The sequence below is a fragment of the Flavobacterium sp. CSZ genome (genome assembly GCF_015350725.1).
GTDB lineage: Bacteria > Bacteroidota > Bacteroidia > Flavobacteriales > Flavobacteriaceae > Flavobacterium.
The window spans coordinates 60897-84628 of the sequence record NZ_JADKPQ010000004.1; the positions used below are offsets into that span (position 1 = coordinate 60897).

Consider the following 23732-nt stretch of genomic DNA (forward strand, 5'->3'; position numbering starts at 1 on the left):
GTTATTCAATTGAAATATTTGATATATTTGTCCTGAATTTTAACTTTTTAAAAACATGCTGAAAGCCGAGAGACATAAGTATATAATGACTAAGCTTATTGAAGAACAGAAAGTTGTCACAACAGATTTGGCTTTGGCTCTGGATTTATCAGAAGATACAATTAGGCGTGATTTAAACGAACTGGACAGTAAAAAGCTACTGGAAAAGGTGTATGGCGGAGCTGTGCAGGTTTCGGAAAAATCCGTTGACGTTTTTAATATCAATATAGCTGCAGAGGAAGAAAAGAAAAAGATCGTGACAAAAGCACTGTCTTTATTACATGACGGACAGGTTATTATAATGAGTGGCGGAAGCACTAATTTAGTTTTTGCAAAGTTGATTCCTTCGGATTTAAAGGCGACAATATATACGTATAGTTTACCAATCGCCATGCAATTATCACAACATCCTAATATCGATTTAATATTTATTGGTGGCAAAATGCAAAAAAATGCAATGGTAACAATAGGTATGGATGTAATTCAGGTCGTATCGAAAATTAAAGCAGATATTTGCTTTATAGGCGCCAGCAGTATTAATATAAAACAAGGTTTGACTGAGATTGGATATGAGATCTCAATTGTCAAAAAAGCGATGATAGAGGCTTCTGACAGGGTTGTGTCGATGTTTTCTTCGGATAAGCTAAATACTAAAATGCCTCATGTGGTTTGCGATTTGAATCTTTTGGATACTATCGTAACCGAATTGGATCCGGAAGATGTAAGACTCGAAGAATACAGAAAATCGGGCGTTTTCATCCTATAATTTAAAATTCAATAATTAATTTTTGCGTTATTTTGCGTTATTTGATTTTTATTTTGTTAAATAACGCAAAATAATGTATTTGTTCTGTTTTTTGTATCTATATTTGTTAAAACTAATTTTTAACTAAGATATATTATGAAAACGAATACTTCTTTGGCTTACGACATTCCCGGGAAATTTGAAGAAACCAGATTTGAAAAAAATCATAACGTAATTTTTGAAAATTCTGTTCAGGGATCAAAAATGGTTGCTCAGGAAATAGCCGAATTAATACGTTCAAAACAAGCAAACAATGAATCTTGTGTTTTAGGACTTGCCACGGGATCATCACCTATAAAAGTATACGAAGAATTGGTGCGCATGCACAAAGAAGATGGCCTTAGTTTTTACAATGTTATCTCTTTTAATCTGGATGAATATTATCCAATGACCAAAGAGAATCGTCAGAGTTACCATTATTTCATGCATCAATATCTTTTTAATCACATCGATATTAAACCGGAAAATGTAAACATTCCTGACGGAACAGTTGCGATCGAAGAACTGAACCAATATTGCGTTGATTACGAATTGAAAATAAAACAAGCCGGCGGACTTGATTTCCAATTATTAGGAATTGGCCGTACCGGACACGTTGGTTTCAACGAACCTGGATCACACATCAATTCAGGAACCAGAATTATTACATTAGATCACATTACCAGAGTCGATGCTTCATCAGATTTTAATGGTATCGATAACGTTCCTAAAAGAGCCATCACAATGGGAGTTTCGACAATTCTGAGATCTAAAAGAATTGTGCTTATGGCCTGGGGGCAAAATAAAGCTTCTATTATAAAGAGAACGATTCAGGGTAAAATAACCTCAGATGTTCCTGCTACTTTTTTACAAAATCATACTAATGCGACCTTTGTATTAGACCAATTTTCTGCATCTGAATTAACCCGATTCGAAACACCATGGTTAGTGGGCGGATGTACCTGGACACAGGAATTAAAAAGCAAAGCCATCGTTTGGCTTTGCAGAGAAACAAAACAATCGATATTAAAACTTACCGACAGAGATTATAACAATAACGGAATGTCGGATCTATTGGCGCAGGAAGGCTCTGCTTATGATTTGAATATTAATATGTTCAACGTATTGCAGCATACGATTACAGGATGGCCAGGTGGAAAACCCAATACCGATGATTCACATCGTCCGGAAAGAGCCAATCCTGCAAAAAAACGAGTAATTCTTTTTAGTCCGCATCCTGATGATGATGTAATTTCGATGGGAGGAACTTTTTCGAAATTAATAAAACAAGGTCATGATGTACATGTTGTATATCAAACTTCAGGAAATATTGCTGTTACAGATGATGAGGCTTTAAAATTTGCAGAGGTTGCCAAAGATTTTTTAGGTGAAGCAGAGGCACAAATCAACTTTAAAGCGGTGATTGATTTTCTGAATAGCAAATCTGAAAACCAAATAGATTCTCTTGAAGTTCGAAAATTAAAAGGGCTAATCAGAAGAAGAGAATCTTACGCAGCAACAAGATATATTGGTCTAAAAGATGAAAATACACACTTTTTAGATCTTCCGTTTTACGAAACCGGACAAGTCAAGAAAAATCCTTTAGGACCTGAAGATATTGCCATTGTAAAAGATATTATCGCCAAGATAAAACCTCATCAGGTATTTGCCGCAGGAGATTTAGCAGATCCACACGGAACGCATGAAGTTTGTCTGAATGCAATTTTTGCTGCCATGAAAGAGCTAAAACCAGAAAAATACATGGATGATTGCTGGTTGTGGTTGTACAGAGGAGCATGGCACGAATGGGACATTCATGAAATTGATATGGCCGTTCCGCTTTCTCCATCAGAAGTACTTTTAAAACGTAGCGCGATTTTATACCATCAATCTCAAAAAGACCGAGTAATGTTTCAAGGAAATGACTCGAGAGAATTCTGGGTGAGAGCCGAAGACCGTAATAAAAATACTGCCATTTTATATGATGATTTAGGATTGGCAGAATACGAAGCAATCGAAGCTTTTAAACGTTTTGATTATTAGTAATTTCTGAAAAGTTAACCTTTTTCAGTGATAAACCTGACGGGTTTTCAAAACCCGTCAGGTTTAAATAACACAATCAAAATAAACTTTTAAAATTACCAACCAAAAGCAAACCAACCAATAAAATGTCCAGTCTTCTCCAATTACAGCAATTATCTGATTCATTAGAAGGAACTCTTTTTTATGACGAACTTCATAAAAAGTTATACGCTACTGATGCTTCTGCTTATAGAATTATGCCTCAGGCAGTGGCAATCCCAAAATCAGAAGAAGATATTGTGAAGATCATTCGCTTTGCGGCAAAAAACAAAATTTCGATAACACCCAGAACTGCCGGAACATCTTTGGCAGGACAAACAGTAGGAAACGGAATAATTGTAGATGTTTCTAAGCATTTTACCAAGATTGTTTCTTTTGATGCCGAAAAGAAAACCATAACGGTTCAGCCCGGAGTAATTCGCGATGAACTGAATTTATATCTCAAACCACACGGATTGTTTTTTAGTCCAACTACCTCAACAACAAATAGATGTATGATTGGCGGAATGGTCGGTAATAATTCATCCGGAACAACTTCGATACGTTATGGGGTTACGCGTGATAAAATTGTGGAAATAAAAGCGGTGTTGAGTGACGGAAGTCTTGCGGTATTTAAAGATTTAACTTCGGACGAATTTATTGAGAAAACAAAAGGAGATTCTTTAGAAAGTAAAATTTATAAAACGATTTTCGAGGAACTTTCGAACAAAGAAAATCAGGAAGAAATCAAAAGGGAATTTCCAAAACCTGAAATCCACAGACGAAATACAGGTTATGCGATTGATGCATTATTAAAATCAGAATTATTTTCAGGAACAGAAAACACCATCAATTTAGGAAAACTACTTTGCGGAAGCGAAGGAACACTGGCATTTACAACCGAAATTACATTAAAAGTAGATGATTTACCGCCAACAAACAATATTATGGTTGTGGCGCATTTTCATACCATTCAGGAAAGTTTAGAAGCGGTTGTAACAGCCATGAAACATCATTTGTATACGTGCGAAATGATGGATGATACGATTTTAGATTGTACCAAAACCAATAGGGAACAGGCTAAAAACCGATTTTTTATTGTGGGAGAACCAAAAGCAGTTATCATGCTTGAAGTAGGATCTCATATCAGCATGGAAGATGCGGAGTTGCAAGCCGACGCTTTGATTAAAGATCTTGAAGCTAATAATTTTGGATATGCTTTGCCTAAAATTTACGGAGCCGATATTGATAGAGTAAATGATGTTCGAAAAGCAGGTTTGGGACTTTTAGGAAGTATTGTTGGCGATGATAAAGCAGCCGATTCAATCGAAGATACAGCGGTTGAACTAAGTGATCTACCCAATTATATTGCTGATTTTGCTGCCATGATGGAAAGACACGGACAAAGCGCGATTTATTACGCACATGCCGGAGCCGGAGAATTGCATTTACGTCCGAAGATCAATTTAAAAACAAAAGAAGGATTACACCAGTTTAGAAATATTTCTACGGAAGTGGCTCATTTGGTGAAAAAATACAGAGGTTCGTTAAGCGGTGAACATGGCGACGGAATTTTGCGTGGAGAGTTTTTGCCTTTTATGATTGGGGATAAAAACTATGAACTGCTGAAACGAATAAAAAAAGCATTTGATCCCAACACAATTTTAAACGTTGGGAAAATTGTAAATGCTTCTAAAATGGATGAAAATCTTCGTTTTGAAGCCGGCAGGGAAGAACCGGAAATAAAAACCATTCAGGATTTTTCAGACAGTATGGGCATTTTGCGTGCCGCCGAAAAATGCAATGGTTCTGGTGATTGCAGGAAATTACCATCGGCAGGAGGGACTTTGTGTCCGAGTTACCGCGCTACCCGAAACGAAAAAGATACTACTCGCGCCAGAGCTAATGCCCTGAGAGAATATCTGACACATTCAGAAAAAGATAATAAATTTGATCATGAAGAATTATACAAGGTATTTGAGTTGTGCGTAAGCTGTAAAGCCTGTGCCAGCGAATGTCCGAGTAATGTAGATGTGGCGACTTTAAAATCGGAGTTTTTGTACCAATATCAAAAAGCAAACGGATTTTCTGTTCGAAATAAAATCTTTGCTTTCAATTCAAAACTCAATAAGTTAGGAAGCATTGCGCCTTCTATGACCAATTTTGTGGCCAATTTGCCTTTGGTTAAAAAAAGTATGGGTATTGCTCCTAAAAGACAGGTTCCTTTATTGGCGCAGACCACTTTTAGAAAATGGTACGAAAAAAATAAAAAATCAGCTGGAAATAAGTTATTTGAAAACGGAAAAGTATATCTTTTCTGTGATGAATTTACCAATTATTATGATGTTTCGGTAGGGATTGATGCGTATGAATTACTAACCAAAATAGGTTATGAAGTAATTGTAATTGATCATGAAGAAAGCGGAAGAGCTTTTATATCGAAAGGTTTTCTGGAAGAAGCGCAGGATATTGCCAATAAAAATGTGGCTATTTTCAAGGATTTAATTAATGAGAATACTCCATTAATCGGAATAGAGCCTTCGGCTATATTGACTTTTAGGGACGAATACATTCGACTGGCCTATGATAAGGAAGCTGCCGAAAAATTATCAAAAAATACCTTTACAATCGAAGAATTCTTTAAAAGAGAAATAACAAACGGAAAAATACATTCAGGACAATTTTCGGATACAGAGAAAACAATAAAAATTCACGGACATTGTCATCAAAAGTCATTAAGTACTACCGAAGCTTCATTTGCCATGCTGAATCTGCCTAAAAACAGTTCGGTTACCATTTATAATTCAGGTTGTTGTGGTATGGCGGGATCATTTGGTTACGAAAAAGAGCATTATGAAATTAGTATGCAAATGGGCGAAGATACGCTGTTTCCAAAAATTCGTTCCACCGAAGCTACAACAGCAATTGCCGCTGCAGGAACAAGCTGCAGACACCAGATTTTTGACGGAACCAATAGAAAAGCCATGCATCCGGTCACTATTTTAAGAGATTGCTTGAAATAATTTCCAGAGTTTTAAATTAAGCTTAATTTATCTTTTTACCATTAAGAGATTAAGTAATCTAAGCTTTATGAATTGAATATCTTAATGGTAAAAAAAGAAACTTATTTTGACACAATAATTAATTACAAGATTTTATGAAAAAAGCAATCAGTACGCTACTTCTGGCATTCGTCTTTTTTTCTGCGAAAGCAGCTAAAATCGATACCATTCAGGTTTTCAGCGCTTCGATGAATAAGAGCATAAAAACCTGTGTCATAACCCCTGATAATTATAAAAAAAGCAATACAAAATTCCCTGTGGTTTATTTGCTTCACGGTTTTAGCGGCAATTATGCAACCTGGGTAAAAAGCTTTAAAGAAGTGGGGAAACAGGTCGACCAATATGGCTTTATAGTAATAGGTGTTGACGGAAATTATTCCAGCTGGTATTTTGACAGTCCGATAGATACGGCGTTTAAATACGAAACTTATGTGGTTAATGAATTAGTACCTTTTGTAGATAAAAATTACAAAACCACTGCCAGCCGCGAAGGCAGAGCAATATCCGGTCTTAGCATGGGCGGACACGGCGCTTTGTATTTATCCTTTAAACATCAGGATGTATTTGGAGCAGCAGGAAGCATGAGCGGAGGAGTCGATATTCGTCCGTTTCCTGAAAATTGGGACATAAAAAAACGTTTGGGCAGTATCACCGAATTTCCTGAAAACTGGGAGAAAAATACTGTTACAAATATGCTCGATTTGGTAAAAGACAATAAGCTGAAATTGATTATCGATTGTGGTGTTGATGATTTTTTTATGGATGTAAACAGGGAACTTCATAATAAAATGCTGGCTCTAAAAATAAATCACGATTATATAGAGCGCCCTGGAAAACATAATATTGAATATTGGGAGAATTCGTTAAAATTTCAATTGTTGTTTTTTGACAATTTTTTCAGGGACAATAAAAATAAATAAGAAATTATGTATTGCGATTAACACTAGCAATACATAACTATTGGTTTGGTTACCTATCCTAACAGGTTTTTTTAACCTGTTAGGTATTTTTTCGCCACAGATTAGAAAGTTTTTTTCGCCACAACTCGCACAAATTGTCACGAATTAAATCTGCTAAATCTGCTGAATCTGCTTGAGAAAAAAAATATATGGATTAAAAGAAAGCTTTGCGAACATCTCGTAAAAGCTTTGTGGTTAATCTAACACCATCATAATAGAATTTGTTTCAAAATAAATTAAAACAAACCCATGAAATATCTATTTTCCAGAATATTATTAATTTTTATAATTGCGTCAGGCTTCAGCCAAAAAACAGAAAAATCAGGTAACATCAAATTTGTACAGCTTACAGATTTGCATGTTTCTCCGGGAAATGAGAATGATTTTTTGCTGCAGAATATTATAAAAGAAATCAATAAATCTGATAATGAATTTGTGGTGGTAACAGGAGATTTAACCAATCGTGGCGCCGATGACGAACTTAAAAATGTTCATGCTATTCTTTCGAATTTAAAAATCCCTTATTATGTTATTTCAGGAAATCACGAAACCAATTGGAGCGAAAGTGCCGGTTTAACCTATAAAAAAATATGGGGCAGCGACCGCTTTGTATTTTCAAAAGGAGAATATCTTTTTATCGGATTTCCGTGTGGGCCTTATATGAAAATGGGAGATGGTTTTGTAAAACACGAAGATGTGCTTTGGCTGGATAAAACGTTACAAGACAGCCTTAAAAACAGCCATAAAAAAGTATTGAATTTTGCGCATTATCCGTTAGACAATAGCGTGAGTAATTACAAAGAAGTACTTTCTGTTTTAGAAAAATATCCTACAGTTGTCAGTTTCTGTGGTCACGGACATACTTTAAAAAAATATGATTTTTCCGGTTTGAGTGGTATTATGGGCGCATCGATTACATCCCGCGACGGAAAAACAAAAAGCTACAATGAGGTAATTATTAGTAAAGATAGCATTAGTATGTATCAGAAGGAATTGGAAAAACCAGGCATTTTTAAATTTTCAGTTCCAACGAAACCTTCAAAAATAGAGATTCCAAAAGATACTTTCGACAATAGTTTTCCTCCGTTTATAAAAGATATTGCCTCTATTTATAGTCTTCCTTCTTTCGATAAAAAGAACCTTTATTTTGCTAATTCTATTGGTGAAATACAATCAGTCAATTTAAAGAATAAGACTTTGAACTGGAAAACAGAAACAGGAAATGTCATTTATTTTTCGCCTGTAATGGTCAAAAATGTTCTTGTTGTGGGTACAATAGAAGGAAATATAGTGGGATTTGATAAAGACTCGGGTCAACAAAAATGGAGCATTCCTGTTGGCGGAATTTTGGTTGGTTCGCCGATTGTCGAAAACAATAAACTTTATACAGCGAGTTCTAATGCATTTATTTGTATTGATGCAATTAGCGGAAAAATAATCTGGCAGAATAAATTACCGGAGTCTTATTCGCAGGGAGTTCCTTTGATACATGGCGATCTAATTATTTTTGGCGCATGGGATACCAATGTTTATTGTTTGAATAAAAATACGGGAACGCTCATTTGGAAATGGAATAATGGTAACAATAAACAAGTTTTATATTCTGCCGGAAATGTAAATATGGTGGCATCAAAAAAACGACTTTATTTGGTTACTCCGGAACGTTTTCTGACGATTTTAGAAATAGAAACCGGTAAAACTCTTTTAAGAACTTCAAAATGGAAAGTTAGGGAATCGATGGGGAAAGGTCAGGACGGAAAATGGTTTTATGCCAAAACAATGGAAGGCGAACTTTTAAGATTACCGCTTAATGATGATCTGGAACTAACGGAAGAAAATTTGGTAAACCAAAGCAAAATTTTGGATTTAAAACTAGGATACGAACACAATCCCGCGGGAATATTAGAAAATAAAAATAAGATTTATACAGGCAGCCGAAAAGGTGAAGTTGTTGTTGTGGATGCTGAAAAATTTGAGATTATAAAACAAATCAATTTAGGAAGTTCCAGTGTAAACGGCTTCTCGGTTGACGATCAGGGAAAAGTTTGGACATCGCTTATAGAAGGCGGTATTTATTTATTAGAGTAGTTATGTAGTTAGTTATCCTAACAGGTTTTTAAAACCTGTTAGGTATTTTATTAGCCACAGATTAAAGGATTTAAAGGATTTTTTTCGCCATAGCCCGAGCGACAGCGAACAGGCGAAGCAATTCCACAAATTTCCGTGAATTGAATCTGCTGAATCTGCGAGAGAAAAATAGACTCCAGAAATTACTGAAATAAAGAACTAAACAGATGGAATAGCATAGCGAACTTTGCGTAAAAACCTTGCGAACTTTGCGGTTAAATCTCCTGCCAAAAAAACATAAAACTATATTAACTAACCAAAAATAATATTTATGAAAAGTTTAAAGATTTTAATTTTATTATTACTGTTTCAAACCAATATTTTTAGCCAGCAACCAGCAAAAAGAGAAATGCGTGCTGCCTGGATCTCGACAGTAGACAATATCGACTGGCCATCGAAACCTGGCTTGTCAGACAAGGAAATGAAGACCGAAATGATTACGATTTTGGATAATTTACGATCTTATAATCTGAATACCGTTGTTTTTCAAATTCGTCCTACTGCAGATGCTTATTACAAATCGACCAAAGAACCTGCATCACACTGGATTACAGGAACTCAGGGAGTTGCTCCGGGTTTTGATCCGCTGCAATTAATGATCGATGAAGCCGGAAAACGCGGAATGAGTGTTCATGTTTGGCTTAATCCGTATCGTGTGCAAAAAGATACGACAAACGAAGTGCTTTCAAAAAATCATTTGTTTTTTAAGAAACCTGAACTGTTTCTTACCTATGGAAAAACCAGATATTTTAATCCGGGATATAAAGAAACGAGAGATTTTGTAGCTTCTGTAGTGGGCGAAATAGTTCGTAATTATAATATTCAGGCCATTCATATGGATGATTATTTTTATCCTTATAAAATTGCAGGACAGGAATTTCCTGATCAGGCGGCTTTCGCCAAAGAGCCTCGCCAGTTTAAAGACAAGGACGATTGGAGAAGAGACAATGTCGATTTGATTATCAGGCAAATACGAGACACGATAATTGCCAATAAACCAGATATCGAATTTGGAATTTCACCTTTTGGAGTCTGGCGAAATATTGCCAAAGATTCACAAGGTTCTAACACAGTGGCTGGAGCTACGAATTATGATGATTTGTATGCCAATATTTTGAAATGGCAAAAAGAAAACTGGATCGATTATGTAACGCCTCAATTGTATTGGCACATTGGTTTTGACAGGGCTAATTTTGAGGTTTTGGCAAAATGGTGGGCAGCACACAAATACGGGGCAAATGTTTACGTAGGTCATGGGGTTTATAAACTTTCGAAAACAGCAAAAGAAGTAGAATGGAGAAGTCCGGATCAAATTGTGAAGCAAATAGAAATCGTGAGATCAATGCCTTTGCTTGATGGTTCGATGCATTTTACGGCAACTAATTTCCTGAAAAAAGGTGATACGCTGAGAAAACCTCTTATGGAAAAACAATATAAATATATTGCCTTAACACCTGAAGCCAATAGAATTACAAGGATAAAACCTCAGCCGCCAGTAAATGTTTCGATTGCTCAAAAAGGAGGTACTGCAGTGCTGACATGGAAAGCTGGTGTAAACAATCAGAAATATGTGATTTATAGATTTCCTAAATCAAAAATAACCGATTTCTCTAATCCGGAGAATATTTATTATGTTACTACAGCAACAAAATTAGAGGTTCCGAACGCTAATTTACAGCAATATACTTATGCCATTACCGCTTTGAGTAATACCCAAACAGAGAGCAGTCCGATACAATTTTAATACAATAAAAAAGCTTGAAAAGATGAAAAAAAGTATTTTACTAATCGCCATTTTCCTGAGTTCGCTGAATACGATACAGGCTCAGAAACTGGATATAATCCCGAGGCCTGTAAAAATAAAACAGAAAGATAATGCGTTTGTAATTCCTTCTCCTTTGAAGATTATTATTGACAAAAAAATAGAGAAAAGCACTATTTATATTGCAAGTGATTTTTTTAAAACTACAGGAATTACGGCATCAGTTGTTAATGGAAATAAACAGGAAAAAAATACAATAGCACTTTTGGTAGATGAAAAAATAAATCTTCCAAATGATGGTTATCAATTGACAGTAAATAAAAAAGGAGTTCTGGTAAAAGGAAAAACGCCAAACGGAGTGCTGAATGGCTTTCAGACCTTAATACAAATTTGTTCTGCAAAAGACGTAAAAAAAGGAACAATTCCGTTTGTGAAAATCGAAGATTACCCTCGTTTTGACTGGCGCGGAATGATGCTGGATTGTTCGAGACAATTTTTTGATAAACAAACGGTTGAAAATTATATCGATTGGCTGGCAGCACATAAAATGAATGTTTTTCACTGGCATCTTACGGATGATAACGGCTGGAGAGCCGAGATAAAATCAATGCCGGATTTAACTGCAAAAGGAGCATGGAGAGGACCGGGTGAAGTATTGTTGCCATCGTACGGTTCAGGAGACAAACGTTATGGTGGTTTTTACACTCAGGAAGACATGAAAGAAGTGGTAGCTTATGCATCTGCCAGAGGGATTGCTGTAATGCCCGAAATTGAAATTCCGGGACATTCGCGTGCGATAACAGCAGCGTATCCGGAGATTGGTTGTGCTATAACGCAGGAACTTAAAAGTGTTCAGGGTGAAGTAAAAAATGTCTGGTGTGTTGGTCGTGAAGAAAACTACCAAATATTAGATTCGATCATTAGAGAGGTTTCGGGACTTTTTCCTTTTGAATATATTCATATTGCAGGAGACGAAGTGAATCGTGCTAACTGGGAGCATTGTCCAAAATGCCAGGCTTTGATGGCGAAAGAAGGATTTACAGATAGTTTTCAGCTTCAGAATTATTTCTTTAGAAGAGTTCAAACCATTGTGGATAAATATCATAAAAAAACAAATGGCTGGAACGAAATTTTAAAAGGGGGAGAAATAAATCCAAATACCTTGATTAGTGCGTGGCAGGGAATAAGTTACGGAATTGAATCGGCTAAAAGAGGTCATGAAACCATTATGATGCCGGGACAATATACGTATTTTGATATGGCACAATCTGAAAATGAGCGCGGACATCGCTGGGCAGCTATTACAGATACCAAAAGAGCGTATTCGTTTGAACCAATTCCTAATGATGATTTAACACCGGAACAGCAAAAACTTATAAAAGGAGTTCAGGGTGCTTTGTGGAGTGAATATCTGGATCGCCCGACGCGATTTATGGAATATCAAAGTTATCCGAGAATTGCTGCTTTATCAGAAATTGGATGGACTAAAAAGGAAGATAAAAACTGGGATGATTTTTATGGAAGATTAACACACAGTCATTTACAGCGTTTGGCCAATATGGGAATTGCTTTTAGGGATTTTCCGCCAACAGCAATTTACAAAAGCGGAATTATTACGGTAACCCCGCCTTATGAAGGAGCTGTTGTGCGTTATGATGCGCAAGGAAATGAACCTACAAGACAATCGCCTTTGTATACAAGCCCGATTCAGACCAAAGAATACGAACAATATATGTTCCGTACTTTTTTTAATGAAGATGTGGCAAGTCCTGCTGTAAAAGTCGATAAATTACCGGTTGCCAACTGGAATACCTCTAAAATTGAAGTGTTGAACATTTCAGAGAATATTTCTGAAAATGTAGACAAAAAAGGAATCTGGTACTTAACTTTTGATCCAATAGCTGATGGAAGCACAAGCGGAATTATTAAATCGGTTTCACTTTTTGAAAATGATAAATTGATACAAACTTACGCAGAAGAAAAAACATTAAAATCAAAACCCCGTTTGCGATTTGTGATCGAAAATTATAACGAAAAAAATACCTATCGTTTGGATTTTGTTGTGGACAATAAAGAAGCAAAAGAATCTGCTGCAAAAGTAAATTTCAATTGTTCTCCTTATTTAGAGCCAGAAGTAAAAGTAACGTCATCGATGGCGGATAACCCTAAATTTCCTATTTCAAAATTAGAAGATTATAATATAGAAACGTATTTGCGTACCGATGTTGCCTGCGCAAATGGCGACTGGATTTTATACACATTTACCAATGCCGTTGTTTCTTCGAAAATTGATGTATTGACAGGAATTCCGCATCACCCGAGATTTATTGTCAATGACGGTCATGTAGAATATTCATACAATGGTGTTGACTTTGAAAAAGGAGACAGTTTTGATTACGGAAATGCATCTATCTATCCAAAACAGCCTGTAAAAGCAGTAAAGATTGTGATTACAGCCACCAACAATGAACCTTTGATGGCTGCTCAGGACTTAAGAATTAATCCATAAAAAGTATGAAAAAAACAGGAGTGAGAGTCGTACTTGTCTTTTTGATTTTTTTAGGGATAAGTTGCAAGACCCTTAAAAATTCAAAAAAGTCTTTTGATACAAAGCAAAATGAAGTTTTCATTGATTCGATGATGAATAATGCCCTGGGTAAAGGATTTTTTCCCGGAGCGCAAATCATGGTAGGGAGTAAAGATTCTGTTTTTATTTTGAAAAATTATGGATATCATGATTATTCAAAAAAAGAATTAGTAAAAACAGACGACGTGTATGATCTGGCTTCTATGTCTAAAGTTTTGGGAGCAACTCTTGTAGCCATGCGTTTGGTGGGCGAGGATAAAATAGGTTTACAGGATAAATTGGGAGATGTTGTTCCTTTCTATAAAAACTCCGCTATTGCAGATTTAACCCTTTTTGAATTATTAACGCATACCACTGGACTAACGCCAAGTATTACTTTTTATCAAAGTTTGCTCTCTACGCCTGATGGTTCGCCTTTGCTAAGCAATCAGCAATCTGAGAATTATCCTGATTTATTTGATACGATGTATGTGAATAAGAATATTGTTTACGATACAAGATACCTTTCTTTCGAACCTAAAGAGCATTATATTCAGATCTACAAAAACATGTGGCTGAATCCCGAATTTTATCAAACGGTTTATGCTAAAATTGCGGTTGCCAATACGCATCCGCGTGGTAAATATTTGTACAGTGATCTCAATTTGCTTTTGGTTCAGCAAATGATGGAAACAAAAACGGGTCTCAAACTCGATCAATTGGCCAAAGGAATTTATAATGAATTAGGCATTTCAAAAATTGGATACAATCCGCTAAAATGGACTTCGGAACAAAATGTGATGCCAACTGAAATTGATAATTTTTTTAGAAAAGATACGATCAAAGGTTATGTGCATGATGAAGCGGCGGCTCTTTTGGGTGGAGTTTCAGGAAATGCAGGTTTGTTTGCCAATGCCCAATCGATTTCGGTAATATGCCAGATGCTGCTTAATAATGGTCAATACCACGGAAAACAAACTCTAAAGGCACGAGTGGTGAAACAGTTTACAAAATCGCCTTTGGCCAAAAAAGGTATCTATCGCGGCCTTGGATTTGATAAACGAAAACCGGATGAATTTTACGGTAAAAATGATTTTGGACATACGGGTTTTACAGGAACTTTTTTCTTTCTGAATCCTGATAATAACAGGTTTTTAATTATCCTTACCAATCGCGTAAATCCAACGCGAACGAATAGATTAATGTACAAAGATGATTTTAGTGCTAAAATTTGGAAACAAATTAATGAGTAAAAAAAAGTTACCGCGTTTTTTTTGCCACGAATTGCACAAATTTTCACGAATTAAATTTTGTGAATCTGCAAAATCTGCGAGAGAATAATTTAGCCACTCCCTATAGCTATCAGGATAAAAGATTAGAAGGATTTTTGTTTCACGCAGATTCTGCAGATTTAAGCAGATAGGCACAGATTATAAAATTTAAATTCATCTGCCTTAATCTGCAGAATCTGCGTGAAAAATTAACAGCAACAAAATGAAAAATCTTTTTAATTCTCTAATCTGTGGCAAAAAAAATAAACGATATGAAAAAACTATTAATTTGCGTACTAATTACAACAGTATCTTTTGCGCAAAAAATAAAAACAGGCGCTGAAAATTACGCAGCCTATTTGCCTTTACTTAAAGGAAAAACAATCGGAATTGTAACCAATCAAACCAGCATTATCGATGAGAAAATCCATCTCGTTGATTTCTTGGTTCAGAAAAATATCAAAATCAAAACCATTTTTGCACCGGAACACGGCTTTCGTGGTACTGCCGATGCCGGCGAACATGTATCAGATGAAATTGATGCGAAAACAGGTTTGGCTATTACTTCCCTTTATGGAAAAAACAATAAACCAACTCCTGAACAATTAAAGGGAATTGATGTTATGGTTTTTGATTTGCAGGATGTGGGAACGCGTTTGTATACGTACGTTTCTACGATGCATAGAATTATGGAGGCTTGCGCAGAGAATAATATTCCGCTAATTGTACTGGATCGTCCAAATCCGAATATTGCGATTGTAGACGGCCCTGTTTTGGATATTGCTTTTAAAAGCGGAATAGGAATGCATCCAACGCCTTTGCTTCACGGAATGACTTTGGGGGAAGAAGCCAAAATGATCAATGGACAAAAATGGCTAAAAGACGACATTCAATGTAAATTAACTGTGATTCCGTGTTTGAATTATAACCGAAGCATGACGTACAGTTTACCCGTTCGTCCTTCGCCAAATTTGCCTAACGACCAATCGATTAATTTATATGTGAGTTTGTGTCTTTTTGAAGGAACGAATGTAAGTATGGGACGCGGAACCGAAAAACAATTCCAGATTTACGGCTCGCCTTATTTACCAAAAAGCGATTTTGCCTTTACTCCAAAACCTAATTTTGGAGACAAAGATCCTTTGTACAATGGAGTAGAGTGTAATGGAGAGGATTTATCGGCAATTCCGAGAATTAATAAGTTAGAAATTAAATGGCTGATTAAAGCTTATCAGACTACGGCAGATAAATCTAAATTTTTTGATAAAAGAAAATTCTCTATTCGCGCAGGAAATGAAAAACTACAACAGCAAATCGAAGCAGGAATCTCAGAACAGGAAATAAGAAACAGTTGGAAAGAAGGTTTGCAGGACTTTAAAAAAATGAGACAACAGTATTTGATTTATAGAGAGAAGTAAGCTTTAATAAAAAGTAAAACTAAAGGGATTGGCATAAGGCTATTCCCTTTTTTTTGTGGAATAGTTTATAATGGAATAAAATATTTATTTTTCGATATGAAATTTTGGGTCGATTGTAATTAGTAGCCTTTTAAATAATTGTATTAAACGATTTCGGATCGATTTAAGAATCAGAGTCATGGCATCGAAATTTTCGACTTCTTTTTTTGTTTTGATCGCAATAATATTACTGATGATCGAAATACCGTCGCTTACAATAAGTAAATCCATAACTATGGTTACAAACCAATTGAAGTCGTAATTAAGCCCTTTGCTCATCAATGCCAAAGCGGTTGGTATTAGTAAAACGGCTAACTTGGAAACGAATCCTAGAGCTAATTTTTTAAAACTGAATTTGTTGTTTAGTACAATGGTTTTTATGATGCCAAGAAAGGTATCCATTACCATTAAGTAAAACAGTACTTTGACAATTCCTGTGTCCATTTCTAAATAAATAAAAATGGCGTAAAGCAGTAGTTTTAATTCATTCGAATATTCTGAAAATTTATGAATCATTGGTTTTTGTTTTTAGAGATTATTTGGGGTCGGTAAGAAATCTTTTGGGGTTTTTATGCCCCAAAAGATTATTAGTAATTACAATTTACTTTTTATAAAGAACTTATGGTTATTGAAGCTTCCTTATAAGCAGATGCATTTCCGCTAGGATCGATTGCTCTAACTCTGTAAGTATATGTTCCGTTTGATGAAACTTGCTCACTATAATACGTATTAGGATTTTTTTTCAAAACTGTAAATAAGGAACCAAAGGCACTTCGCGAAAGTTCATAATCTATGGGACTATCGTCGTCTTGTGATTGAGCCCATTCAAGTAGTATATAACCTTGACCATTATGAACGCAAGAAAAAAATGAAGGTAGTGTTGGTGGAGTTGAGTCTGCTGCAAGTGTAGCTGTAGTTACAGTAGCTGGCACAGATAAATTTCCTGCAGCATCTTTTGCTCTGACCTGGAAGCTGTAAGAAGTATTGGCAGATAACCCAGTAACATTATAAGTTAGAACTTCTTTTCCTAATTCGGCTAAAGGAGTATTGCTATTGTCTTTATAAACCAGATAATTAGTAACACCAACATTATCTGTAGATGCAGTCCAGGTTAAAGTTAAACTTTTAGTGCCAATCTTTGAAACTGTTAAAATTGTTGGACTTGTAGGTGCTATTGTATCGACAGGCGGAGTAATATTTCCTGTGTATTCTATAAAATGAACAACTCTATAAGGGTTTAATATTGAAAAAGGCATATCGCCACCAAAAGGTTTTATTAATTCTCCTCCAACATAATCCCCGTTTGCATGATCTCCAACTGTCAAACCACTATTACCTCCCCAAGTGCCTCCTTTTTTTAATGCAGTTCCATTTATAGGGCTTATTTTAGGGAGTTCGTCAATTGTTAATTTTTTGTTTTTAGAACCTCCATCCCTTACAGTCCAATTATTAAATTCTAACTGAGTACTATCAAATCCAACAGGCATTCTACCTCTCAATGGCACATATTCTTCCCAACCTTCAGGAAATGGAGCTGGTTTCCCCCAAATGGCAATCATTCCTTTTGGCACTGCTGTTGCAGGTTTTTCTTCTAAATCTGTGATGCGTTTAATAAGTGATTCTAATAGTGTATTGCTTTTAGTAACCTGATTTGAACTGTCTACAACTAACAAAGAACCAGTAGAATTGGATGAACTGATATTGTTTAAATATACTTTTCCGCCAATATTTGTATTTTCCCAATCTGACCCATAATTTAAAGAAAGATTTGTACTGTCGTTTACTATTGCTCTGCCTAAGTTTGATCCCAGTCTAAAATCTGTAACTCTTACATTGGCTGTAGGGGTTTCTTTTATATCTAACTTTGATAATTGATAAGAACCCAAATTCAGATCTCCTTCCATTGCCTTTGATCCCTTAAGCGGAAGATAGTTACTACTAATATCTGCTTCAATTTTATCGATGTTTGCTTCAACGCCGTCAATATTTGACTCTATTGCAACGATATTTGTTTTAATTGCCTGAATAATCGTTTCAATTGCCTCAATATCTTTAACGATTTCAAAATCATTCAAATCATAATAATATACTGTTAGGGCATCAGTCATCGAAGGAAATGCAGGACGATTAGTGTATTCATCCGGAGTGATATATTTTGCATCATAATCAAAATAAGCGGTTTGTAATACTCCTGTTCCGTATGTTAGATTTGTACCTGTTTTGGTAGTTTTTAGAAATTGCGTTGGAGTACCTTTTTCAATAGGGTATAAAATTCCTTGCAATATTTTTACAGCTGTTTCGTCTTTAGGATCTTTTTCTTCCTGATGAATAATAGCCCAGCCTTTTTTGTTGTTCGTTGCTGGAGTTATAGTATAGTTCTTATTGGTCTTAATACTTAAATGTCCTTTTAAAGCTCCAAATAACTCAGATCTGTAAGCCGTTTGTAGTCTTTCCAAAGTTTCTTGCTCAAGAGGAAAACCTCCTGGATGAGTAAAATTTACTTGTTTCATTTTTATTTATTTAAATGTCTGTTGTTTTTATATTATTTTGATTTCTTATGTTTAGAATATTTCTTCTTATGTCAATTTTTAGCTTAATCTTTTGCTGAATAAGAATAGGTTTCATAACTCTTTCCTGCCAGTTTATAAAAGTTAAGGAGATCGTTATATTTCTTATCTGTCACATTGATAACTTCTGTGTTTGACACGATTCCTTCTTTCTTTGGTTGACTCAGTATCGTTTTATTGTCGATTAAATTTTTAGGAACAAATACTCTGAAATTAGCATAATTTATTTGTGTATAATCTGTACGATGGGCGAGATAAACAGGTTTATAGTTTTTATTTTTTTTATACTCATCGTGAGTATATACTTCTAATTGCGGGATCATTAAAGGTCCATCGACGAGATTGCCATCTGGTGAAGTAATCTTTGGTTCGTAATACTCTTTGTGCAGATATACATATTGTAAGGCAGGTTTGACCGATTCGTCGATATAAATTAACCTGTCTGATCGTTTTTGTTTGGTGCTTGCATTGGGATTGTAACTTTTGTCAGGATTAAAGGTTTCGTTCAATACTTTTTCCAGATAAATGACCTGGCCCGTATGCTGCATTTTATAAAGAATCTCTTCGTAAATGGTATGAAGCGGGGTTAGTAAAACATCGAGCCAGTCTATGTGCGTTTTTTTTCTAAGAATAGGAGGGACGAGCCATAACAATAGCTTTTCCCATTTTAAAACAGTGTATTTATTCATTGTATATATTTTAGTCTATTGTTTATCTCGGTAAAATGTATAAGGAATATAGTTTACCTCAAACTCAAGGGTATCCATGTCAAAATAACCGGCTTTTGGAATAAAATATTCTATGTTGGTAGCATCAGTAAGCGCAGGGTTCTGTGTGTCATTTGGATTTTTTGCTACAGAAGTCTGAACCTTGGTCAGGATAGGAATTTTAACCCCTTCTGCTTTTTGAACGGCATCTACCAGATATGTTTTGACAAAGGCACCATTGAATTCAATGTTTTTCAAATGTTCTCTAATCGAGTTTATTACAGGAAATTCCTGATCATCTATTATTAATGAACCATTTTTTTCATTTAAAGGATCTGTTAATAATGCTAATTCGTATTCCGCTAATTTTATTTTTTCCTGGGTTGTTAAATCTCTGCTTAAACTTTTTAACTGATAATATTCAATGTCTTTTGGGTCAATGTAAATAGTCAATGGATCGATGTAAACATTCAATTTTAATTGTAGAATATCGCCCTGATCAGATGTGATGTGTACCTGATTTCCTGCATCTTTGATCTTGGCGATATATTCTTTAAAAGCAAAAAGCTCGTTAGGAACGTCGATTCTTGAAATTTTATCATCTTTTACAGTGGCTACTTTTATAAAAACAACCCCAACTTTATTATGAAAATAGTCAGAGAATATTTCTTCCGGTTTTTTGTTGGGATCTAGTACTGTCCCTAAATCAATTTCGCTTACTGCACAATGTTTGATTATTTTAGCATTTTCGATTTCGGTATCAGAAAGTTTTGTGGTATCAAATTGATAAGAACCTTCTTTCCAGATTAGGGGTATTATGTTGCTCGAATCCGGATCTATAGGTATCCCGTAATGAAAGTTCAAAGCCTGTTCGCGATACCAGTTTAGCGTGTGAGGTCTTGATATCAGGGCGTTTTTTTCGACTATTTTTTCGTGTACCCAAATTGCAGTTGCAACTATGTTGATCCAAAGTTTCCAAATCGCAGCTTTTGAATCTGTTAAGCCGTTTAGAGAGGTTTGTTTCCCCTTTTCAATCAGGATTTCATCCTGTATTTCAGCAATTGTACGTGCCATATTTTAATTTTTTAATATAGTTTAGCCTGTAAGACATGTGTAATATGCTTATAGATAATTGTTTATGTTTTTTTGTAAATACTACAGAGATGTAGTTTTCTTTTAGAGATTTCTAAAAGCAGAGATTGAAATTTTTTAATATTCTTAAATTTGGATGTTTTAGATCATCATAATTTAAGTTATTGACTAATAAATGATAAAATCATCTTCAATAATCATATAATCAATTCCGGAGAAATTGTCCAGCAAATATTGTTCTTCATCTGTAATAGAAGTTGCGGGTTTTAAGTTTCTTGAATTGTAGTACTCAACAATGTCTTTTTTAAAGGCTTCACGGCCAATTTTTAAATCCTCATAAACAGAAATGTCATCTGTAAGATTAAATTGATCATTGTCTTCCAGAATATCGAATACTTTTTCGATACTTCCGTACTCTTGCAAAGAGATGTCAAAAATGTTTTGGTTTTCCTGTGGTTTAATAGTTTCCATCGATTTTAATGTTTTGTAGATCGTTGACATCTAATGTTTTTACATAAAAATTGTCATACGATAATTGTTTGTCTATTTCGTTTTCTAGTCTTAGCCTGGAGGTTGCATCCGGGCTGTTAATGTATTTTTTTATTCCCACTCCAAGAATAGGAAACTCTTTATAACTTCCTTTCTGGCTTAACAATAGATGTTCTATGTTTTGCTGATCTGCCTCTTTTATGGCGAAATCTCCATTTATAATCAACAAGTCTTCATCTATGATAAAATCTTTCATATGTCGTTATTATTTATTGTGTTATTAATTGATTATCACCTTTGAATCTGCGCGCCATACCCAAAAGAAGATGTTTATTTGATACCGTAAAAATAAGCTTTGCTAACTCTTTTATCAAGATTTTGAGGCTTAGTAATCAGTAGTTTCAGTAAGTTTGAAAGCCTTTAGAACTTGACTTTTTTAATGTTCTTTTTGTTAAAAAAATATTTTTAAACTTTAGGAATTATAAGGCTGGTAATAATTTGAATAATCATTTTTATAATGTTGTTTTTAATGGTATTCAGTTTTATTTTTGATATTCCTGCTGTTTGTAATGCCTGTAATACAGTTAAATCTAATTGACTTTTTAAAAGCCATTCAAATTCTTCTTCGGTTAAATCACCAGCGGAAAAAAGAACAATCCAGCGTTCCAGTTTTTCTTTTGAGGTTTGAAAAAAAACAGTAAGATCTTTTTCCAACTGAGGTTTGATATCCTTATAACTGTTGGCTATGATCGCTTTTAATTCCTTTTTTAAGTTTTCTATTATTTTATCTTTGTCCATAAGTTGGTGTATTAAGGTTTATTAAATCTAAAAGTGCCTCTTTTGATTGTTTGTCTTTTTTGATTTCATATTGAAGAAGTAAATCAAAAGCTTCTAAAATTTGTTTTTTTGATTCCTGTAAAAAAGATTTTGATGCAACTCCTTTTGTTTCCCAATGCTTAAAGAAACCTGCTAAAAGATTTTTGTCTTTATCATTTAGCATTTTCAGCATTTCGAAAGTGATTTCGTTGTTGGGTTTGTTTTTTTCATATTCGACCAATTTTTCAAGGTTGAGAAATAATTTTTCAATTTCTTCCTGGTTAGCAGAATAGGGAGTAGTGGCCTTACTAATTAATTGATCAGTTTCTACTTTGAGTTTTATGGTTTTTTCGTATGAATATTGGTCGAACAGAGCGGTTCTTGTAGAGTTGCAGGAGGAAATTGCAAAAGAGATCGCAATAAAAAATAGCAGCTGTTTTAATTTTAAATGTTTCATCATGATTATTTGTATAAGATTACATAGTTTTTTCTGTCACGTTTTAGTTTACTGAGCACTTTCCAGTCGCTGTATCCTTTTTTATCAAAGTGCGGAAGATCTTTAAAGGTTTTCCAGTCTCCGCCCCAGTTCCAATTGTATTTCTTGAAGATTTCGACACATTCCTGCCAGTCCGAAATTTGGTTGCCATCCCAGTCTTTAGCTGTGTCCCAGGAAGCCGTTTTTCCATCAATAATTAAACAGATATCTACCGCAAAGCCATAATTGTGAATAGATTGTCCGCCTTTTGCATTCGTTACTTTTTTTCCTGGTTTTGTTCTGCCAAAAGCATAAAGATCTTCTTGTTCCTGAAAAGTTCTGAGACTTTGCGTAATGCGAACTTTAGCTCGTCCGGTTAATGCCAGATCGCATTCCTCTATGATTTTAGTAACTTCTTCCCTAACCGAAGGATGCAGCAAATCAATGTGTTTTTTTGTTGTTTGATCCATATTTGTGTGTATTAAAGATTTAAAATTTTGTGAATAAAAAGCCTTTCCTGATAGTTTGACGACAATCAGGATTTTTATGCTGCGATAAAATTATTTGTGTTTAAGGATTTATTTACGGTTAAGAAAAACTTGTAAATAAAGTTTGAAAAGTTCCTTTTTGTGATCACATTTAAGAAGTGAAACACGTTTTAATAACACTGTAAAAATACGCCGAAATAGCGTGTTTGAAAAATAATATGGAGTTGTAAGTCAGTAGTTTCAGTAGATGTTTTTGCGTTTTTTATGGCTAAAAAGATAGGGTAAAGTGCAAAAAAATAACCCGCTTCTCTCGAATGGAAAAACGGGTTTGTAATGAATTGAAACTGAATTTTTAGTAGATATTAATAAGAACCATCAACTTCGATATATTCTGCTTTTTTGTGTATATAAAGTAATTTCAATGTCTCTGCATCGAAATATGCAAAACAATACATTCCTTCAAAAAATGATATAATCTTACCATTTTCATCATACTCTATATTAGTACTTTTTGTTTTAAAAGATACTACATAAACTTCTTTTGTTTTTCCATCTCTTAACACTGCTAATTCCTTGTCTCCGCAATCCAGACCAATACAATCATCGTAAGAGACTACTTTGTTTTTTTAACCAATTTTTAAGTTTTCAATTATTTGTTCTTTTGTATTAATAATTATATCAGAAATTAAATGCTTGATTAATAAGAGCCATCAACTTCTATGTATCCTGCTTTTTTTTGTATGTAAAGCAATTCTAATGTTTCTGCATCAAAATAGGCAAAACAGAGCATTCCGTCAACAAAAAAATTCATTTCACCATTTTCGTCATATCCGACCTTACTTTCAGTACTAAAAGATACTATATAGATCTCCTTAAGTGTTTTTCCATCTCTTAATTTTGTTAATTCTTTATCCCAACAATTAAAACCAATACGTTCGTCAAATGAAATAACTTTTGTTTTTTTTAACCAGTTTTTAAATTTTTCAGTTATTTGTTCTTTTGTATTCATT

The 23732-nt window shown here is 34.6% G+C and carries 19 protein-coding genes; 9 read left to right on the top strand and 10 right to left on the bottom strand.

What is annotated here, in order from left to right; genetic code table 11:
- The first annotated feature begins 55 nt into the window (after positions 1 to 55).
- The 9 genes from IRZ78_RS05860 to IRZ78_RS05900 all read left to right on the top strand — a co-directional run bounded on the left by IRZ78_RS05860 (position 56) and on the right by IRZ78_RS05900 (position 16049).
- Complete coding sequence (locus IRZ78_RS05860) at positions 56 to 805, top strand: DeoR/GlpR family DNA-binding transcription regulator (RefSeq protein WP_194615636.1); 750 nt, start codon at positions 56 to 58, stop codon at positions 803 to 805.
- 135 nt (positions 806 to 940) lie between these two features.
- Positions 941 to 2866, top strand: coding sequence for a glucosamine-6-phosphate deaminase (nagB, locus tag IRZ78_RS05865; RefSeq protein ID WP_194615637.1), 1926 nt, complete (start codon positions 941 to 943; stop codon positions 2864 to 2866).
- 125 nt (positions 2867 to 2991) lie between these two features.
- Positions 2992 to 5907, top strand: coding sequence for an FAD-binding and (Fe-S)-binding domain-containing protein (locus IRZ78_RS05870; protein WP_194615638.1), 2916 nt, complete (start codon positions 2992 to 2994; stop codon positions 5905 to 5907).
- A gap of 134 nt (positions 5908 to 6041) precedes the next feature.
- The gene (locus IRZ78_RS05875; RefSeq protein WP_194615639.1) at positions 6042 to 6866 is read left to right on the top strand and encodes an alpha/beta hydrolase family protein; all 825 of its coding nucleotides are present in this window, start codon (positions 6042 to 6044) and stop codon (positions 6864 to 6866) included.
- Positions 6867 to 7154: 288 nt separating this feature from the next.
- Positions 7155 to 8993, top strand: a complete 1839-nt coding sequence (locus IRZ78_RS05880) for a PQQ-binding-like beta-propeller repeat protein (RefSeq protein WP_194615640.1) — start codon at positions 7155 to 7157, stop codon at positions 8991 to 8993.
- 310 nt (positions 8994 to 9303) lie between these two features.
- Complete coding sequence (locus tag IRZ78_RS05885; protein ID WP_194615641.1) at positions 9304 to 10776, top strand: family 10 glycosylhydrolase; 1473 nt, start codon at positions 9304 to 9306, stop codon at positions 10774 to 10776.
- 22 nt (positions 10777 to 10798) lie between these two features.
- Positions 10799 to 13303, top strand: a complete 2505-nt coding sequence (locus IRZ78_RS05890) for a family 20 glycosylhydrolase (protein ID WP_194615642.1) — start codon at positions 10799 to 10801, stop codon at positions 13301 to 13303.
- A gap of 5 nt (positions 13304 to 13308) precedes the next feature.
- Positions 13309 to 14613: a serine hydrolase gene (locus tag IRZ78_RS05895; protein ID WP_194615643.1), complete on the top strand. Its 1305-nt coding sequence runs from the start codon at positions 13309 to 13311 to the stop codon at positions 14611 to 14613.
- Positions 14614 to 14903: 290 nt separating this feature from the next.
- Positions 14904 to 16049: a DUF1343 domain-containing protein gene (locus IRZ78_RS05900; protein ID WP_194615644.1), complete on the top strand. Its 1146-nt coding sequence runs from the start codon at positions 14904 to 14906 to the stop codon at positions 16047 to 16049.
- A gap of 84 nt (positions 16050 to 16133) precedes the next feature.
- Here IRZ78_RS05900 and IRZ78_RS05905 read toward each other — a convergent pair whose 3' ends face one another.
- The 10 genes from IRZ78_RS05905 to IRZ78_RS05950 all read right to left on the bottom strand — a co-directional run bounded on the left by IRZ78_RS05905 (position 16134) and on the right by IRZ78_RS05950 (position 23731).
- Positions 16134 to 16604 (bottom strand): phage holin family protein, encoded by a 471-nt coding sequence (locus tag IRZ78_RS05905; protein WP_194615645.1) that lies wholly within the window; start codon positions 16602 to 16604, stop codon positions 16134 to 16136.
- A 92-nt stretch (positions 16605 to 16696) separates the two neighbouring features.
- The gene (locus tag IRZ78_RS05910) at positions 16697 to 18598 is read right to left on the bottom strand and encodes a fibronectin type III domain-containing protein (protein ID WP_194615646.1); all 1902 of its coding nucleotides are present in this window, start codon (positions 18596 to 18598) and stop codon (positions 16697 to 16699) included.
- 83 nt (positions 18599 to 18681) lie between these two features.
- Complete coding sequence (locus IRZ78_RS05915; protein WP_194615647.1) at positions 18682 to 19344, bottom strand: hypothetical protein; 663 nt, start codon at positions 19342 to 19344, stop codon at positions 18682 to 18684.
- Between the two features lie 15 nt (positions 19345 to 19359).
- Positions 19360 to 20436, bottom strand: coding sequence for a hypothetical protein (locus IRZ78_RS05920; protein ID WP_194615648.1), 1077 nt, complete (start codon positions 20434 to 20436; stop codon positions 19360 to 19362).
- 186 nt (positions 20437 to 20622) lie between these two features.
- Positions 20623 to 20925, bottom strand: a complete 303-nt coding sequence (locus tag IRZ78_RS05925; protein WP_194615649.1) for a hypothetical protein — start codon at positions 20923 to 20925, stop codon at positions 20623 to 20625.
- Positions 20912 to 21199 (bottom strand): hypothetical protein, encoded by a 288-nt coding sequence (locus IRZ78_RS05930; protein ID WP_194615650.1) that lies wholly within the window; start codon positions 21197 to 21199, stop codon positions 20912 to 20914. The genes IRZ78_RS05925 and IRZ78_RS05930 overlap by 14 nt, the downstream gene beginning before the upstream one ends.
- A gap of 209 nt (positions 21200 to 21408) precedes the next feature.
- Positions 21409 to 21741, bottom strand: a complete 333-nt coding sequence (locus IRZ78_RS05935; protein ID WP_194615651.1) for a hypothetical protein — start codon at positions 21739 to 21741, stop codon at positions 21409 to 21411.
- Positions 21728 to 22219, bottom strand: coding sequence for a hypothetical protein (locus IRZ78_RS05940; protein ID WP_228520388.1), 492 nt, complete (start codon positions 22217 to 22219; stop codon positions 21728 to 21730). The genes IRZ78_RS05935 and IRZ78_RS05940 overlap by 14 nt, the downstream gene beginning before the upstream one ends.
- Positions 22220 to 22221: 2 nt before the next feature.
- A complete protein-coding gene (locus tag IRZ78_RS05945) occupies positions 22222 to 22704 on the bottom strand; it encodes a M15 family metallopeptidase (RefSeq protein WP_194615652.1) in 483 nt (160 codons plus the stop codon).
- 715 nt (positions 22705 to 23419) lie between these two features.
- Complete coding sequence (locus IRZ78_RS05950) at positions 23420 to 23731, bottom strand: hypothetical protein (protein ID WP_194615653.1); 312 nt, start codon at positions 23729 to 23731, stop codon at positions 23420 to 23422.
- Position 23732: the final 1 nt, after the last annotated feature.